The sequence below is a fragment of the Pseudomonas sp. BS3767 genome, from assembly GCF_900099665.1.
GTDB classification, from domain to species: domain Bacteria; phylum Pseudomonadota; class Gammaproteobacteria; order Pseudomonadales; family Pseudomonadaceae; genus Aquipseudomonas; species Aquipseudomonas cerasi.
This window is the reverse complement of sequence record NZ_FNCX01000003.1, coordinates 174348-189876: the sequence shown is the minus strand read 5'-3', so window position 1 is coordinate 189876 and position 15529 is coordinate 174348. Positions and strand designations below refer to the sequence as shown.

14 protein-coding genes are annotated in these 15529 nt (G+C 61.5%); 7 read left to right on the top strand and 7 right to left on the bottom strand.

The window, feature by feature from the left end; translation table 11 throughout:
- The first annotated feature begins 37 nt into the window (after positions 1-37).
- Positions 38-946 carry an acyltransferase gene (locus BLR16_RS09910; RefSeq protein WP_003433675.1) on the top strand — a complete coding sequence of 303 codons (909 nt, stop codon included), beginning with the start codon at positions 38-40 and terminating at the stop codon, positions 944-946.
- A 109-nt stretch (positions 947-1055) separates the two neighbouring features.
- On the opposite strand, the gene BLR16_RS09905 is transcribed toward BLR16_RS09910, so the two are convergent.
- From BLR16_RS09905 to rutR, 6 genes are all read right to left on the bottom strand, one after another.
- Entirely contained in the window at positions 1056-1745 is a 690-nt protein-coding gene (locus BLR16_RS09905) for a YiaD family glycine zipper/OmpA-like lipoprotein (RefSeq protein ID WP_003433676.1), read from the bottom strand.
- 113 nt (positions 1746-1858) lie between these two features.
- Positions 1859-2785 carry an ABC transporter permease gene (locus BLR16_RS09900; RefSeq protein ID WP_054080658.1) on the bottom strand — a complete coding sequence of 309 codons (927 nt, stop codon included), beginning with the start codon at positions 2783-2785 and terminating at the stop codon, positions 1859-1861.
- Positions 2785-3894 carry an ABC transporter permease gene (locus BLR16_RS09895; RefSeq protein WP_042930348.1) on the bottom strand — a complete coding sequence of 370 codons (1110 nt, stop codon included), beginning with the start codon at positions 3892-3894 and terminating at the stop codon, positions 2785-2787. Before BLR16_RS09895 ends, BLR16_RS09900 begins: the two co-directional genes overlap by 1 nt.
- Positions 3887-5398, bottom strand: a complete 1512-nt coding sequence (locus BLR16_RS09890) for an ABC transporter ATP-binding protein (protein WP_003433679.1) — start codon at positions 5396-5398, stop codon at positions 3887-3889. The genes BLR16_RS09895 and BLR16_RS09890 overlap by 8 nt, the downstream gene beginning before the upstream one ends.
- Complete coding sequence (locus tag BLR16_RS09885; protein WP_003365515.1) at positions 5395-6486, bottom strand: BMP family ABC transporter substrate-binding protein; 1092 nt, start codon at positions 6484-6486, stop codon at positions 5395-5397. The genes BLR16_RS09890 and BLR16_RS09885 overlap by 4 nt, the downstream gene beginning before the upstream one ends.
- Positions 6487-6699: 213 nt before the next feature.
- Positions 6700-7428 (bottom strand): pyrimidine utilization regulatory protein R, encoded by a 729-nt coding sequence (gene rutR, locus BLR16_RS09880; RefSeq protein ID WP_074805764.1) that lies wholly within the window; start codon positions 7426-7428, stop codon positions 6700-6702.
- A 290-nt stretch (positions 7429-7718) separates the two neighbouring features.
- Between rutR and rutA the strand changes: the two genes are divergently transcribed.
- The 6 genes from rutA to BLR16_RS09850 all read left to right on the top strand — a co-directional run bounded on the left by rutA (position 7719) and on the right by BLR16_RS09850 (position 12739).
- Positions 7719-8801 carry a pyrimidine utilization protein A gene (gene rutA, locus BLR16_RS09875; protein WP_003433682.1) on the top strand — a complete coding sequence of 361 codons (1083 nt, stop codon included), beginning with the start codon at positions 7719-7721 and terminating at the stop codon, positions 8799-8801.
- Positions 8801-9538, top strand: coding sequence for a pyrimidine utilization protein B (rutB, locus tag BLR16_RS09870; RefSeq protein ID WP_044309915.1), 738 nt, complete (start codon positions 8801-8803; stop codon positions 9536-9538). The genes rutA and rutB overlap by 1 nt, the downstream gene beginning before the upstream one ends.
- 10 nt (positions 9539-9548) lie before the next feature.
- A complete protein-coding gene (gene rutC, locus BLR16_RS09865; protein ID WP_003365523.1) occupies positions 9549-9932 on the top strand; it encodes a pyrimidine utilization protein C in 384 nt (127 codons plus the stop codon).
- Positions 9933-9973: 41 nt separating this feature from the next.
- Complete coding sequence (rutD, locus tag BLR16_RS09860; RefSeq protein ID WP_044309914.1) at positions 9974-10753, top strand: pyrimidine utilization protein D; 780 nt, start codon at positions 9974-9976, stop codon at positions 10751-10753.
- Between the two features lie 13 nt (positions 10754-10766).
- Positions 10767-11303 (top strand): NADH-dependent FMN reductase RutF, encoded by a 537-nt coding sequence (rutF, locus tag BLR16_RS09855; protein WP_058397484.1) that lies wholly within the window; start codon positions 10767-10769, stop codon positions 11301-11303.
- Positions 11304-11545: 242 nt separating this feature from the next.
- Positions 11546-12739: an HD-GYP domain-containing protein gene (locus BLR16_RS09850; RefSeq protein ID WP_074805771.1), complete on the top strand. Its 1194-nt coding sequence runs from the start codon at positions 11546-11548 to the stop codon at positions 12737-12739.
- Positions 12740-12763: 24 nt separating this feature from the next.
- Here the strand turns inward: BLR16_RS09850 and BLR16_RS09845 are convergent, their stop codons facing one another.
- On the bottom strand, positions 12764-15493 hold the full coding sequence (locus BLR16_RS09845; RefSeq protein WP_161437924.1) for a winged helix-turn-helix domain-containing protein: 2730 nt from the start codon (positions 15491-15493) through the stop codon (positions 12764-12766).
- Between the last annotated feature and the right edge of the window lie 36 nt (positions 15494-15529).

Sequence of the window (15529 nt, the reverse complement as noted above, 5' to 3'; positions counted from 1 at the left end):
TCTGCGGCTTCCGATAACTTGCGGAGCCATCTCCTTCATGGATTTCCTGCCTGCCCCGTTACGCGGCGTCATTGCCTCGCTGTTGCTGGCGCTGAACACCATCGTCTGCTGCACGGTGCTGTTCGCGGTCACGATCCTCAAGATCTGCCTGCCCTTCTCTGCGGCACAGCGTTTCACCGACTGGCTGATGAGCCATATCCATGAAACCTGGATCGGCAACAACAATGCCTGGATCAAACTGCTGTGCCACACCCGCTGGCACCTGAGCGGTCTGGAAGGGCTGGATTACAAGCACTCGTATCTGGTCACCAGCAATCACCAGAGCTGGGTCGACATCATGGTCTTGCAGTACGTGCTCAACCGGCGTATTCGCCCATTGAAGTTTTTCCTCAAGCAGGAGCTGATCTGGGTTCCGGTGATCGGTCTGGCGTGGTGGGCGCTGGGCTTTCCATTCATGAAGCGCTACTCCAAGGCGTACCTTGCCAAACACCCGGAAAAGAAAGGCAAGGACCTGGAAACCACCCGCCGCACCTGCGCGAAGTTTCGCCATAACCCGGTGGGGATTTTCAACTTCGCCGAAGGCACGCGCTTCACGGCCGGCAAACACGCGCAACAGAACTCGCCGTTCCGCCACCTGCTCAAGCCCAAGGCCGGCGGCATTGCTTTCGTGCTGGATGCGATGGGCGAACAGCTGGAGTCGATCATCAACGTGACCATCCATTACCCTGGCGGACAACCCGGCTACTGGGACCTGCTGTGCGGTAACGTGAGGGAAGTGGTTGCGCACTTCGAAGAGATCAAAATCCCGCAGCAGTTTCTCGGCAAAAATTACGACCAGGACGGCGAATACCGCCTGGAATTCCAGCAGTGGATCAATACGCTCTGGGAAGAGAAAGACCGGCTGCTGGACAGCCTGCATGAGCAGTATCCGGCGCAGCATGGATAGTGACTCATGGGAGCGAGCTTGCTCGCGAAGAGGCCATCACCTTCGCGAGCAGGTTAGCTCCCACTTCTTTGCCCCGCCGTCAACCAGCCTGCGAGCGGAGCGACATTGATCAGTACTGCTGACCCGGAATCGGCTTGAGGTTTACCTCGACACGGCGGTTCTGGGCGCGACCGTTGACGTCGGCGTTGCTGGCAATCGGTTGGTCAGGCCCTGCACCGCGCACTGACAGGTGCGATTGATCGACGCCTTGCGAAGTCAGGTAAGTCGCGACGCTCTGGGCACGCTGTTGCGACAGGTCCATGTTGTGCTGGCGACTGCCGGTGCTGTCGGTATACCCGACAATTTCAATGTTGTTCTGGTTGAACTGCTTGAGCGAACTGGCCAGGTTGTTGAGCGGCGAATAGAAGCTGCTGGCAATGGCCGAAGAGTCCGTCGCGAAGGTGATGTTACCCGGCATGATCAGTTTGATCTGGTCACCCTGACGCTGTACCTCGACACCAGTATTGGCCATGCTCTCTCGCAACGCAGCTTCCTGCTTGTCTGCGTAATAGCCGTAACCCGCCGATGCGGCACCCGCCACTGCAGCGCCGATCAGGGCACCCTTGCCGCGATGATTGTGATCGATGGCCGCACCGGCTACCGCACCCGCCAATGCGCCGAGCCCGCCGTACTTGGCCGTTTTGCTCATACCACCGGAGCTTTGCGCCTGGCCTTGATTGTCATAGGGATTGGATGTTGCACAGCCGGAAAGCATGGCTACGGCGGTGGCAACAATGATCAAACGACGCGAGGTAAACATTCAGGAGCTCCTGGTTTTGACGAACGCTGGTAACCGGATTAGAGCATACCCGCTATCAAAAATTCCTTAACCCGTGCTGAACCGCCCGTCTTGCGGGCTTCTGCGCGCATCGCTCAGCGACGCTCCTCGCGAATGTAAGGTTCACCCAGTGCACCGGGCTGGCTGCTCGATTGCCGCTTGCCGCTCGCCACCCAGACCATGACCAACAGGGTGACCGCGTAGGGCGTCATCAGGACGAAATACTGAGGCAGGCGCACGCCGGTTGCCGCCAATTGCGGAATCAGTGCCTCGATCCCGCCGAACAGCAAGGCGCCAGCCAGCGCACGCCAGGGCGACCAGCGTGCAAATATCACCAGCGAAACCGCAATCCAGCCGCGCCCGCCAGTCATGTCGGCGATCCACATCTTGGTGCTGAGCACGGCAATGAAACCGCCGGCCAGCCCCATCAACGCAGAACCAACGACAATCGCTGCCAAGCGGTAACCAAGTACGGAAATACCTGCGGCATCGGCGGCCTGCGGGTTCTCGCCGACCGCGCGCAGACGCAGCCCGGTGCGCGTACGATCGAGCAGCCAGACCACCGCGATGAAAATCACCACGGTCAGGTACACCAACGGGTTCTGCACAAAGACCCGGCCCACCACAGGCAGCTCGGACAACGGCCACAGCTCGACCGCCTGCAAGCCGCTGACCGGGCGGTTGGTCCAGCCCAGCAGCGTGCCCAGCAACCCGGTCAAGCCCTGACAAAAGAACACCAGCGCCAGCCCGGCGATCACCTGATTGATCCGCAGCACCAGCACCATCAGCGCAAACAGCAACGACACCAGACCTGCCGCCGCCATCGACGCCAGCAGCGAAAGGCCAGGCGAGCCGAGGCTCAACTGCATGCCGATGCCCGCCAGTGCGCCGACCAGCATCAGCCCTTCGACGCCCAGCGCCAGTACGCCGCTGCGCTCGATGAGGATCAGGCCCAGCGCTGCCAGGGCGAACGGCACGGCAAAATCCGGTGCGCTGCCCAGCCAGTGGGAAATAAGCTCCATCAACGTTCTCCTGCCTGAATGCGCCGCAGGCGATGGCGGATGAAAAAGTCCGAGGACGCGACGCAGATCACCAGAATCGCCTGGATCAGTTGCACCATCGAAAACGGAATCTGATAGAACACCTGCAGATTGCGTCCGGCGACGAACAGCATGGCGATCAGCAGCGCGACCACGGTTGCGGCCACTGGATTGTTGCGGGCCAGAAAAGCGATGAGAATCCCGGAAAACCCGTAGCCCTGATAGAACGATTGGGTAAGGCGCCCCTCCTGCCCCGAGGTCACGACAAAACCTGCGAGCCCCGCCAGCGCGCCCGACAGCAGCACGGTGCCGATGATCATCTTGCGCACCGGGACGCCCACGGCCCCGGCGACCTTAGGGTTGGCATCGACGAAGCGCAGGTACAACCCCGCTCGCGAAACACCAACGAACCACAGGGTCAGACCGGTGACCAGCAGCGCCAGAGGGATCGCCGCGTTATACCCGGCAAACAGGTCGGGCAGCCGCTCGAAGCTCTGGAACGCGGGGGAATAGGGAAAGTTGTCTCGCGGGTCCTTCCAACTGCCGTACACCAGGTGCAGGAGGAAATTGGCGGCGATGTAATTGAGCATCAGCGTCGAGATGATTTCGTTGACCTGCCACTTGAGCTTCAGCAGCACCGGGCCCAGGCTCCACAGCAATCCGCAGATAACGGCTGCCGCCATCATCAGCGGCAAACGCAAGGCCTCCGGCCCCACCTGAAACAGCGAGATAGCCGTAGCGCCAATCGCCCCCCAGATCATCTGGCCTTCCAGCCCCAGGTTCCAGAAACGTGCTCGAAACGCCATGCACCCGGCGAGCCCGACCATGATCATCGGCGATGCCTGAAACAGCACTGCCTTGAAGTTTTGCCCATCGAACACCGTCTGCACGACGAATTCGTTGAGCAACTCGTCAGCAGGCACGCCAGCAAGAATCAGAATGGTGGTGCAGATCGCCAGCCCGATCAGCAACGCCAGGGCAATGATCAGCGCCTGCAATAGCCAGCCGGTCTGCTGACGAAGTTCCAGGGTGTAGCGCCGCGCCAGCAACGGTTGCCGTGCGGATTTCATCGGATGTACTGATTCAGTCATGGCTCACCATCGCTTTGCCGATGGCTTGCCGGTCGGCAGGGTGCGCGAACTCGGCGACGATGCGCCCGCCGTTCATCACGCCGACACGGTCAGCCAGGGCCAATACTTCGTCCAGATCCTCGCTGATCACCAGCACCGCAGCGCCCGCGTCCCGAGCCGCTCGCAAGCGGGCATGCACCGCCTGTGTGGCACGCACATCCAGGCCCCGGCTCGGGCTGTGCACCAGCACCAATTGCGGGTCGCGGCTGAATTCGCGGGCGATCACCAGTTTCTGGGCGTTGCCTCCCGACAACAACGCAGCTTTCTGATCGAGAGAGCGCACGCCCTGTACGTCGAAGTCCGCCACGGCGCGCTGCGCATCCTGTTTCAGACGCTTGTAGCCCAGGCGCCAGAAAGAGCCGTATTGCCCGCTGTGGAGGTTGCCGATGGCAAAGTTCTCGGCCACCGACAGCGACCCGGCCAGCGCCGCGCCGTAGCGGTCGGCCGGGATCGAGGCAATGCGCAACTGCCGACGCTGATCGGCCGACGCGCCGCGCAGATCGCCAAACCCGGCCACATGAATTTCACCCTCAGTGGCTTGCGGAAGCCCCATCAGGGCGTTGGCCAGTTCAGCCTGACCATTGCCGCCCACGCCTGCGATGCCGTAAATCTGCCCGGCGTGCAGGCTCAGGTTGACACCGTTGAGCGTACTGCTGCCGACGCTGCGCAAGTCCTTGACCTGCAAACGCACCTCGCCGGGTGTCGACGGTTGATGTTCGGCAACCTGCACGGACTCACCTACCGTGAGCTGCACCAGTTGCTCGACACTCACCTTCTGCGGGTCAAGGGTTTGCACGGTGCGCCCGCCACGCATCACGGTTACCCGGTCGGCATAGCGTTTGACGTCAGCCATCTTGTGCGTGACCAGAACCACCGCCGCGCCTTGTCGGGCGAATGCCTGAACAGTCAGCAGCAGACGCTCGGCCTCCTGATCGGTCAGCACTGCTGTCGGTTCATCGAGGATCAGAATCCGCGCACCGGCCAGCAGCACCTTGAGGATCTCGACACGCTGCTGCTCGGCGACTGACAGGCTGTCGACGGTACGCGCCGGATCAATCGCAAAACCCAGCGCCTCGGCCTTGCCGACAATCTCCTGTTCCAGCGCACGCAGACGCTTGCGATAGCTGCCTTCGCCAGGTTGCTCGGGCAGCGCCAGGAGAATGTTCTGCGCCACCGTGAACGGTTTCACCAGCTTGAAGTGCTGGTGGACCATGCCGATCCGGTAACGGCTGGCGTCCCTCGGCCCCTGAAGCTGAACCGGGTTGTCGTCCAGCAGCAGGGTGCCGGTTTCCGGTGCGTACAGCCCGGCGGCGATGTTCATCAGTGAGGACTTGCCTGCACCGTTTTCGCCCAGCAGCGCATGCACTTCCCCCCAACAGGCGGTGAAGTCGGCATCGATCAGCGCCTTGAAGCCATCGAACGATTTGCTGATGCCGGTGAGTTGCAGCGCATTGACCTGACTCATTGCTGAGTCTTCACGCCTTCGACGAACCAGTCCATTTTCCACAGGTCCGGGTCAGACAATTGCTGACCGGCCGCCACTCGCTCCTTACCGTCACGATCGGCCAGCGGACCGCTGTAGATGATTTTCCTGCCGGCCAGCAGCTCGGCGCGCTCGGCCTCGATCTTCTTGCGGTCTGCATCGGAAATGATCGTGTCCGCAGTCAGCTTGATATCGGTACCGCCCTGCTGCATCGACAGCAGCGCGCCGTTGGCAGGCGGCGTCCAGTTGCCGGCAATGATTTTCTTCAGCTCCGGCCCGAGGAAGCGATCCCAGACCCACAGCGAAGAGCAGACCGTCGCCTTGGGGGCGAACTCGCTCAGGTCACGATGGTGGCCGGTGCCATGAATGCCCCGCTCCTGTGCGACGATCTGCGGTGTCGGGCTGTCGACGTGCTGACCGACCACATCGGCACCGTTGTCGATCAGCGCCATGGTGGCCGCGCGCTCCTTGACCGGATCGTTCCATGCACCGGTATAGACCACGTTGACGGTGGCCTTCGGATTGATTTGCCGGGCGCCCAGTTCATAGGCATTGATGGTCCAGTTGACCTGGCCGAACGGGTTGGCGGCGACGAAGCCCAGCTTGCCGGTCTTCGAGGCCGCACCAGCGGCCATACCGCACAGGTACTGGCTCTCGTAGGTACGCCCGTAAAACGATTCGAGGTTGGGCGCATTGGTGGTGCCCGAGCCATTCAGGAACGCGACTTTCGGGTATTTTTTGGCCAGTGCAAGAAAGGTGTCGGAGTAGCCGAACGCAGTGCCGACGATGATGTTGGCACCGCGTGCGATGAGGCGGTCGACCACCGGCGTAATGGCCGCGGCGTTCTCGGGCACGCTCTCGACGTACTGGATCTTGGTGTCCAGATCCTTTTCAAGCTTCACACGTGCTTCGTCGAAGGCCTGAGTCCAGCCGCCATCATTGCGCGGGCTGATATACACCATGGCGATTTTCGGCTTCCCTTCGAGGGTCAATCCTTCAGCCTGAGCGAGGCCGACCGCTCCCAACGCTACGGCCGCACACAATGTCCCGGGCAACAGTTTCTTGTACATAGACGTTTTCCTGAGGGTAATGGCCGATGAGGACCGCACACGCAGGCATTAGCAGCATCCATGCCAGTACAGGAAAAACGCTACGGAACAACGACCTGACGCCATCGAGACGAATAAAACAGATCAAATGGTCTGAATCAGAGCACTTGGTTTGTGCAGGACGTCCGCGCACTGCGCAGGCGGGGTGCGCGGGTCAGGGCCGGCGCCCCCCGTTCACAACTTGCGCGGCAGGATCCCGCCCAGAACCATGCTGCGCAGGCTCGCCAGCACTTCTTCGAAAAACACCGGATCATCCAGCGTCTTGCCGGTCACGGCCTCGACCTGAGTGCGGAAGTCGGCGTAATGCTGAGTGGTCGCCCACAGAGTGAAAATCAGGTGATGCGGGTTGATGGGGGCCAACTGGCCGCTGTCGATCCAGTGCTGAATCACCGCCACCTTGGCCTGCACCGTGTCACGCAACGGGTGCTGCAACTCGCCCTGAATCAGCGGTGCGCCCTGCATCACTTCCATGCAGAACAGCCGTGATTCGGCCGGATGATCGCGGGACATCTCCAGTTTGGCCTTGATGTAGGCACTGATCGCCTGCACCGGCTCCTTGTCGGCGGTGAAGTGCACCAGCGGGCTCAGCCATACCTCAAGCAACTGGCGCAGCACGTTCAGGTACAGGTCGTCCTTGCTGCTGAAGTAATACAGCAGGTTGGTCTTGGAGACGTCCGCCAGGCTCGCGACCTGATCCAGGCTGCTGCCGTGCACGCCATAGCGGGAAAATATCTCCAGCGCCGCATCGAGAATCAGCGTGCGCTTGCCTTTCATCAGGCGCATGCGCCGCTTCAGGGATGTCGCACTGGGTTCGCGGGTCGTCTTGACCACGGTCTCCGGCTTGACCTTGCGTACGCGCTTGTTCGCCGGGTCCGCCAGGGGAGGTTTCTTGTTCACGCACATCCATCCAGTGATGCCGAAATGAGCGGGCATCTTAACGGGCGCAGCTGTTTTGTCGATACGGATTGCCTGCGCCGTCAGCCCTGCCCCATCTGCGTGCGCCCTGCACAAACCAAGTGCTCTGATTCGGACCAAATGGTCTGAAATAAACCATGAAAACTTTCAAGCCTTTGAATAAAAACAACAAAATTTTCTGGCCCGCTTAATGCAGAAGATCAAGAGACGATTGAAAGACGATTCAAGTGCCGCCAGTCGCGCCTTGGCACGCATCGACCCACGCAGAGAGGCCTCATATGGACATTGGTATCTTCATCCCCATCGGCAATAACGGCTGGCTGATTTCCAGCAATGCTCCGCAGTACATGCCGACCTTCGAGCTGAACAAACAGATCGTGCAGAAGGCCGAGGGCTACGGCTTCGACTTTGCGCTGTCGATGATCAAATTGCGTGGCTTCGGCGGCAAGACGCAGTTCTGGGAACACAACCTGGAGTCGTTCACGCTGATGGCCGGCCTGGCCGCAGTGACCAGCCGGATCCAGCTGTTCGCCACGGTTGCCACCCTGACCATCCCGCCCGCCATTGCCGCGCGCATGGCCTCGACCATCGATTCGATCTCCAATGGCCGCTTCGGGATCAACCTCGTCACCGGCTGGCAGAAGCCGGAATACGAGCAGATGGGCCTGTGGCCGGGCGACGAGTTCTTCCACACCCGCTATGAATACCTGGCCGAATACGCTCAGGTTCTGCGCGACCTGTGGGCCACCGGCAGCAGCGACTTCAAGGGCGAACATTTCAGCATGCAGGACTGCCGCGTCAGCCCTCGCCCACAGGCCGACATGAAGCTGATCTGCGCCGGTCAAAGTGAAGCGGGCATGGCGTTCTCGGCGCAATACGCTGACTACAACTTCTGCTTCGGCAAAGGCGTCAACACCCCCACGGCCTTTGCGCCAACCGCACAGAAACTGATCGAAGCCAATGAAAAGACCGGCCGCAACGTCACTTCCTGTGTGCTGTTCATGATCATCGCCGACGATACCGACGAAGCTGCACGGGCTCGCTGGGAGCACATCAAGGACGGTGCCGATGAAGAAGCGATCGCCTGGCTGAGCGAGAAAGGTTCGGCGGATAAAAGTGCCGGTTCCAATCTGCGGCAGATGGCCGACCCGACCTCAGCGGTCAACATCAACATGGGCACGCTGGTGGGGTCGTGGGCCACAGTGGCAAGAATGCTCGACGAAGTCGCCAGTGTGCCGGGGACCCAAGGCGTGATGCTGACGTTCGATGATTTCGTCAAAGGGGTCGAAGACTTCGGCGAGAAAATCCAGCCGCTGATGACCAGCCGCAAGCACATTGCGCAACTCAAGGAGGTGGTCTGATGACGACCTCGGTAACCGTCGCAGGCGTTGACCTGCCGGACGTGCAGCCCGCCCGCGAGCTACCCGCCCGTCCCGAACCGCTGCGCATGAAACCCGGCGAAACCGCGCTGGTAGTGGTCGACATGCAGAACGCCTACGCATCGCTCGGCGGGTATCTGGACCTGGCCGGGTTCGATGTCAGCAGCACCGGGCCGGTCATCGCCAATATCAACAAGGCCTGTGCCGCCGCACGTGCGGCAGGCATTCCGGTGATCTTTTTCCAGAATGGCTGGGACCCGGCCTATGTCGAGGCCGGTGGCCCCGGCTCACCTAACTGGCACAAGTCCAACGCCCTGAAAACCATGCGCAAGCGCCCTGAACTCGAAGGGCAACTGCTGGCCAAGGGTGGTTGGGACTACCAGTTGGTCGACGAGCTGACGCCACAGCCTGGCGACATCGTGGTGCCGAAAATCCGCTACAGCGGCTTCTTCAATTCCAGCTTCGACAGCGTGCTGCGCAGCCGCGGCATTCGCAATCTGGTGTTTACCGGCATCGCCACCAATGTCTGCGTCGAGTCGACCCTGCGCGACGGTTTTCATCTGGAGTATTTCGGCGTGGTACTGGCTGACGCGACCCATCAGGCAGGCCCCGAATTCGCTCAGCAAGCCGCGCTGTTCAACATCGAAACCTTCTTTGGCTGGGTTTCCAGCGTCGATGACTTCTGCACCACTTTCAGCCCTGTCGGGCAACCTTCGTGAGGACATCAGTATGACCAAAAAAGCGATCATCCCTGCCGGCACCAGCAAACCCATCGCGCCGTTCGTACCGGGCTCCATGGCCGACGGCGTGCTCTATGTCTCGGGCACGCTGCCGTTCGACAAGGACAACAACGTGGTACACGTCGGCGACGCCACCGCGCAGACCCGTCACGTGCTGGAAGCCATCAAAACCGTGGTCGAGACCGCGGGCGGGACGATGGACGATGTCACGTTCAACATGATCATGATTCGTGACTGGGCCGACTACGCCAAAGTCAACGAAGTGTATGCCGAGTATTTCGCGGGCGAGAAACCGGCCCGTTACTGCATCCAGTGCGGCCTGGTCAAACCCGAGGCGCTGATCGAAATCGCCAGCATCGCCCACATCGGCTGAATCGCGACTGTGGGCAGTTGACGCCCACCCGGAGAAAACCCATGTTCCATGAGTTTCATGCCTGCCAGCATGCCGATGCACCGACCCTGGTGCTCAGCTCCGGGCTGGGCGGGTCCGGTCGCTACTGGGCGGATGACCTGGCACTGCTGACCCGCGATTACCGCGTGCTCGTCTACGACCATGCCGGAACCGGACGCAGCCCTGCGGTGCTGCCGGCGGATTATTCGATCCGGCACATGGCTATCGAGTTGCTGGCCCTGCTCGATTCACTCGGTATCCAGCGTTGCCATTTCATGGGCCATGCGCTGGGCGGCCTGGTGGGTCTGGAACTGGCCCTGCTGCGTCCGGAACTGTTGCAAAGTCTGGTACTGATCAATGCCTGGAGCAGCCCGAACCCGCACAGCGCGCGCTGCTTTTCAGTGCGCAAAAAACTGCTGTTGAACAGCGGACCGGAGGCCTACGTACAGGCTCAGGCGCTGTTCCTCTACCCGGCGGACTGGATCGCCGCCAACGGTCCGCGGCTGGCCGATGACGAAGCCCACGCGCTGGCGCATTTTCCCGACACCGACAACCTGCTGCGGCGTATCCATGCGCTGGAAACCTTCGACGTGGAGGCCGATCTTGCGCGCATCCACACCCCGACCCTGTTGATTGCCAACCGCGACGACATGCTGGTGCCCTGGCAGCAATCCCGGCACCTGGCCAACGCGCTGCCGAATGCAACGCTGGCGCTGCTGGACTATGGCGGCCATGCCTCGAACATTACCGATCCACAGCCCTTCCAACGCGCCTTGTTCGATTTTCTCGGCACACAACCCTGAAAGGACTCATTTCATGACTACTTCCTCTGCAGCTCCCACCATTCTGCCTATCGCTGCTGTCAGCCAGCTGGCGTTTCGCGAGGCGATGTCCAGCCTGGCCGCCGCCGTCAACGTCATCACCACCGATGGCCCTGGCGGACGTGCCGGCTTTACCGCGACCGCCGTGTGCAGCGTGACGGATCAACCGCCGACGCTGCTGGTCTGCATCAACCGCAGTGCATCGGTGTATGACGCTTTCATGGAGAACGGCACGTTGTGCGTCAATACGCTGGGCAACGGTCAACAGGACTTGTCCAACCTGTTCGGCGGCAAGAGCTCACAGCAGGAACGCTTTGCCTGCGGCCAGTGGGAACCCGGAGTGACCGGCGCGCCGATCCTGGACGGTGCGAAACTGGCGCTCGACTGCAAGGTGAGCCAGTCGATCAGCGTCGGCACGCATGACATCCTGTTCTGCGAAGTCGTGGATATCAGGCATCAGAGCGGCGCAGACGCATTGGTGTACTTCGCCCGTCGCTATCATCACCTGCCGAGCGAAACGCCAGTGTCATGAAGGCTTTGCCGGCTGACTGGCGGACTTGCAGAATGAACCCACCGGAATGCACCAAATAGGCATGATTTTTTGCGACACCTCCGCATACTGGCATTGTGAGATCAGGATGATCCTTGCAGTCAATGAGGTGAAGTCATGTCGGTCCATAGCGCCTGCATCCTGCTGATACCCGCCAGCAGCCCATCGTATGCTCGTCGCGCTTACCCGCCGCCTGGCATGCCTATGCACGCGGGTGGCTGAGCATGCTGAAGAAAATACCTGTGGCTGAGCTTGCCCTGGGCATGTACATCCACAAAATCTGCCGCCGCTGGACCAATGATCCATTCTGGATAGGCCTGGTCGAAGTCATGCTCGATGACATTGAAGTGCTCAGGCGCATCCAGCAATCGGGCACCCAGGAAGTCTGGATCGAAACCGGCAAAAGCCGTGTACTGGCACCCGGGCCCTCGGCCGCCTCGACAGCGCCATCGGCCAGCGACGATACGACTCCGACCAGTCTCGAAAAGGAAGTTCTACGCGCCAGGGTGATCTGTGGACGGGCCAGAGATGCGGTCATGTCCATGTTTACCGAAGCGCGCATGGGCCGGGCCATGGATGTCGGCAATGTGCAATTGCTGGTGGAAGAAATCTCCAACTCGATCCTGCGCCATCCGCACGCGCTGATCAGCCTGTCACGCCTGAAGACATCCGACGAATACACCTACATGCACTCGGTGGCGGTCTGCGCGTTGATGGTTGCGCTGGCCAAACGCATGGGCATGCCTGACGATCAGGTCCGTGAGGCCGGTGTGGCCGGGCTGATGCACGATGTCGGCAAAATGATGATCGCCCCGGCGGTGCTCAACAAACCGGGCCGCCTGACCCGCGACGAATTCGAGATCATGAAGGCCCACCCCGAGCTGGGTGTGAAGATCCTCATGGAGACGCAGCCCGTGGCAGCGTCGGTGATTGACGTCTGCCTGCATCACCACGAAAAGGTCGACGGGTCGGGCTACCCGCATGGCCTGAAAGGCGACCAGATCAGCATCTTCGCGCGCATGGGCGCGGTCTGCGATGTGTATGACGCGATTACTTCCGACCGCCCTTACAAAAAGGGCTGGGGCGTTGCCCATTCGATTCGCGAAATGGCCTCGTGGAAAGGGCATTTTGACGATGTGGTGTTTCAAAGCTTCGTCAAGACCGTGGGTATTTACCCGATCGGCACACTGGTACGCCTGGAGAGCGGGCGCCTCGGCGTGGTGGTCGAACAAGGTCAGGCATCGCTGCTGAAACCGAAAGTGAAGGTGTTCATGTCAGCTCGCACCGGCAAGACGTTCGCCGCGCAAGTCATCGACCTGACTTGCCCTTCCGACCCGGACGGGATCGTCAGAATCGAAAAACCCACCGACTGGGGGCTGGAAGAAGTCGATACGCTGTGGGCGGGCAGCCCGGCCTGAGCGGCCCGGTGAACGCCACCGCTGTCAACCCAGCAAGCCCAGCGTCTTGGCCCTCGCCACCGCTTGAGTACGACGCTCGACCCCCAGTTTGCTGTTGATATGACTGGCGTGGGTCTTGACGGTGTGCAGAGAGATGAACAGCTGCTCGCTGATCTCCTGATTGGAACAGCCCTGTGCAATCAGTTGCAGCACTCCCAGTTCACGCACGCTGAGGCAATCGCCGCCATGTGCCGGCTCGTGCAACGGCGTGCAACAGACCGGGAGTTTTTCCAGCAGCGCAGCTCGAACCCGACAGGGTGGCAGTTGCAGCAGTTGCTCATGCAGCCACTGGGGGTGCTCGGCAATCAGCGCCTTGAACGGTATCAGTGCGCCGCCGGACGCTGCGGGCAGGCTGCGCAGCAACAATTCCCGCGCCTCATCGCGTCGCGCCTGGCTCAGCAGCAGGCCGATCTGCTGGGTCATGGCGATCAGTCCCAGCAGTTTCGCCCCCACCTCCTGAGCGCGCAGCTCAAGCGCCCGCAAGCGCCGCTCGCAGGCAACGCCGTCACCCTGTAGTCGTTCAAGTACGGCACGCTGCAACTCGATGTGTTGCGGCAATTGTGGATGGCATTCGGGGGCCGCAGCGCCGAGACCGCCGTTGTAGGTTTGCGTCAGGCGCAGCAGCCATGCTTCGGCAAGGTCCATGCGCCCCTGCAACAGCCACAGCTCGCATTTGACCAGGGTAATCATCGCCAGGTAGTAGACCGGCGGCACGTCCCAGATGTGCATCAGACGTTCGGCCTCGGCAAGCTCGGCGAAGGCTTCGGCAAAGCGGCCGGCGCAGCCTTCCATGGTGGCGATCACGCAATGACCGATCAGCACGCTGATGTCGCGGCAGGCGCGCGCCTCGGCCAGGCCGGCCAGTAATAACACCCGCCCCTCGTCCACCTGCAGGCGCAGGGTCAGCAAGTAGCCTTCATACAGCGTCAGACGCGCGCGGACCGCGTACAGCCGAACGGAGGACAAGCCTTTGAGGCGTTGCTGCCCCTGCCGTACTTCCTCGAGCGCGCGCAGAATCTCGCCCCGTGCCTGCAGGACTCGGGCGCGGTCGTAATGCGCCAGCGCCTCGAACAACGGATTGGCGACCCGCTGAGCCAGCTCCAGCGCATCACGATTCAACACGCGGGCGCGCCACAGATCACCGTTGGCAACCGCGAGGTTGGCCAGTGTCGACAGGCACACCAGCCGCTGCCCATAACGTTTTTCCGGCAGGCTCAGCAGGGCTTCGGTGCAATAGCGCTGAGTCTTTTCGCTGTCTCCACGGCCACGGGCGATGATGCCGCTGAGCGCCAGCCACTGGGCGAGCATGGATTTCTGAGCCGTGGCCGAGGGCGCCGGCAGAAACCGGCTCAGTTGATTGGCCAGTTCTTCGGCGGCATCCAGCTGGCAGGCCAGCCCCAGCGCCCAGGCGTAGAGCACGATCAGGCGTGGCGTGCTGGTCAGCAGGTCATCCGGCAAATCCATCTTCCAGCGCAGCAGCATGCCGACGTTCTGTTCGGCCAGCAGTTGCTCTTCCGAGAGGTTCTGCACCAGATTGGCCGCCACATCCAGATGCCCGGCGCGTAACGCCTGCTCGACCGCTTCGTCCAGTTGGCCCTGAGCGCTGAACCAGCGGCAGGCATTGAGGTGCAGACGGGTCGGTGGTGCACCGGCCGCCTGACGCGCGCGCAACAGATCGGAAAACAGATGGTGATAGCGAAACCAATGGCCCTGCTCGTCCAGCGGCACCAGAAAAACCTGATGCGCCTGCAGATAACCCAGCATCTCAACACTGTCATGGCTGTCCCGCGCGGCGTCGCACAGCTCGGCGCAAAAGCGTTCCAGGCAGGCGGTGTCATAGAGAAACGCCTGAACATCGGCAGGCAGGCAGTCGATCACTTCTTCAAGCAGGTACTCGCGAATCAGCACCTCACTGCCACGCAGCGCCTGAGGCAAGGCGCTTTCGTCGCCGGCTTCGGATGCCGCCAGCAACCAGAAGCGTAGCCCGGCGACCCAGCCTTCGCTGCGCTGAATCAGGCTTTGCAACGCCTCGCTGTCGAGCGACCCGCAGTGCCGCTCCAGCACTGCCATGGATTCGGCGTGCGTGAGGCGCAGGTCCTGTTCGTTGATTTCCAGCAACTGCCGCGTCAGACGCAAGCGTGCCAGATGCCAGTCCGGGCGCTGTCGGCTGGTCACCATCACCACCAGCCCGGCCGGCAGATGATTGAGAAGGAACTGCAGGCAGCGATCGAGTACCGGTCCCTGGGCCAGATGATAGTCATCGAGCACCAGCAGCAGCGGCTTGCTCAGTATCAGGTGCATGGCCAATTCGTCGAGCAGGCCGTCGAGCCACTCCTCGAAGGCAAACGGCTGGTGGCGCTGGCGCATCTTCAGCAGGCTCATCGCCTGCACGCCCAGTTGCGGGAAGAACTGTTGAAGGCTGGCCAGCAAACGCTCGAGAAAACGGCCCGGGTCGCTGTCCCGCGCGCTCAGACCCAGCCATACGTTTTGCCAGTTGTCCGGCAACCCCTGACAGAACTCGACAGCCAGCGAGCTCTTGCCGAACCCGGCCGGGGCGCAGATCAGCAGCAGTCGGCCGCCAAGCCCTGCATCGAGACGCTGACACAGGCGCGCACGGGGAACATAACCCTCAGGCAGAGGTGGACGGAAAAATCGCCCTTCCAACGCAGGAATCGCGCCGTCTGCAAACCCTTGCATTCGGGACAGATCAGTCATGGCCGGCTCGTGTAGGAATCGTTGTTTCGGCATCGC

Coding starts and splice junctions, on each gene's coding strand:
- rutF (WP_058397484.1), top strand. CDS start 10,767: ATGACTACTTCCTCTGCAGCTCCCACCATTCTGCCTATCGCTGCTGTC.
- BLR16_RS09845 (WP_161437924.1), bottom strand. CDS start 15,493: ATGACTGATCTGTCCCGAATGCAAGGGTTTGCAGACGGCGCGATTCCT.
- rutD (WP_044309914.1), top strand. CDS start 9,974: ATGTTCCATGAGTTTCATGCCTGCCAGCATGCCGATGCACCGACCCTG.
- rutC (WP_003365523.1), top strand. CDS start 9,549: ATGACCAAAAAAGCGATCATCCCTGCCGGCACCAGCAAACCCATCGCG.
- BLR16_RS09900 (WP_054080658.1), bottom strand. CDS start 2,785: ATGGAGCTTATTTCCCACTGGCTGGGCAGCGCACCGGATTTTGCCGTG.
- BLR16_RS09910 (WP_003433675.1), top strand. CDS start 38: ATGGATTTCCTGCCTGCCCCGTTACGCGGCGTCATTGCCTCGCTGTTG.
- rutA (WP_003433682.1), top strand. CDS start 7,719: ATGGACATTGGTATCTTCATCCCCATCGGCAATAACGGCTGGCTGATT.
- BLR16_RS09885 (WP_003365515.1), bottom strand. CDS start 6,486: ATGTACAAGAAACTGTTGCCCGGGACATTGTGTGCGGCCGTAGCGTTG.
- BLR16_RS09850 (WP_074805771.1), top strand. CDS start 11,546: ATGCTGAAGAAAATACCTGTGGCTGAGCTTGCCCTGGGCATGTACATC.
- rutR (WP_074805764.1), bottom strand. CDS start 7,428: ATGTGCGTGAACAAGAAACCTCCCCTGGCGGACCCGGCGAACAAGCGC.
- rutB (WP_044309915.1), top strand. CDS start 8,801: ATGACGACCTCGGTAACCGTCGCAGGCGTTGACCTGCCGGACGTGCAG.
- BLR16_RS09905 (WP_003433676.1), bottom strand. CDS start 1,745: ATGTTTACCTCGCGTCGTTTGATCATTGTTGCCACCGCCGTAGCCATG.
- BLR16_RS09890 (WP_003433679.1), bottom strand. CDS start 5,398: ATGAGTCAGGTCAATGCGCTGCAACTCACCGGCATCAGCAAATCGTTC.
- BLR16_RS09895 (WP_042930348.1), bottom strand. CDS start 3,894: ATGACTGAATCAGTACATCCGATGAAATCCGCACGGCAACCGTTGCTG.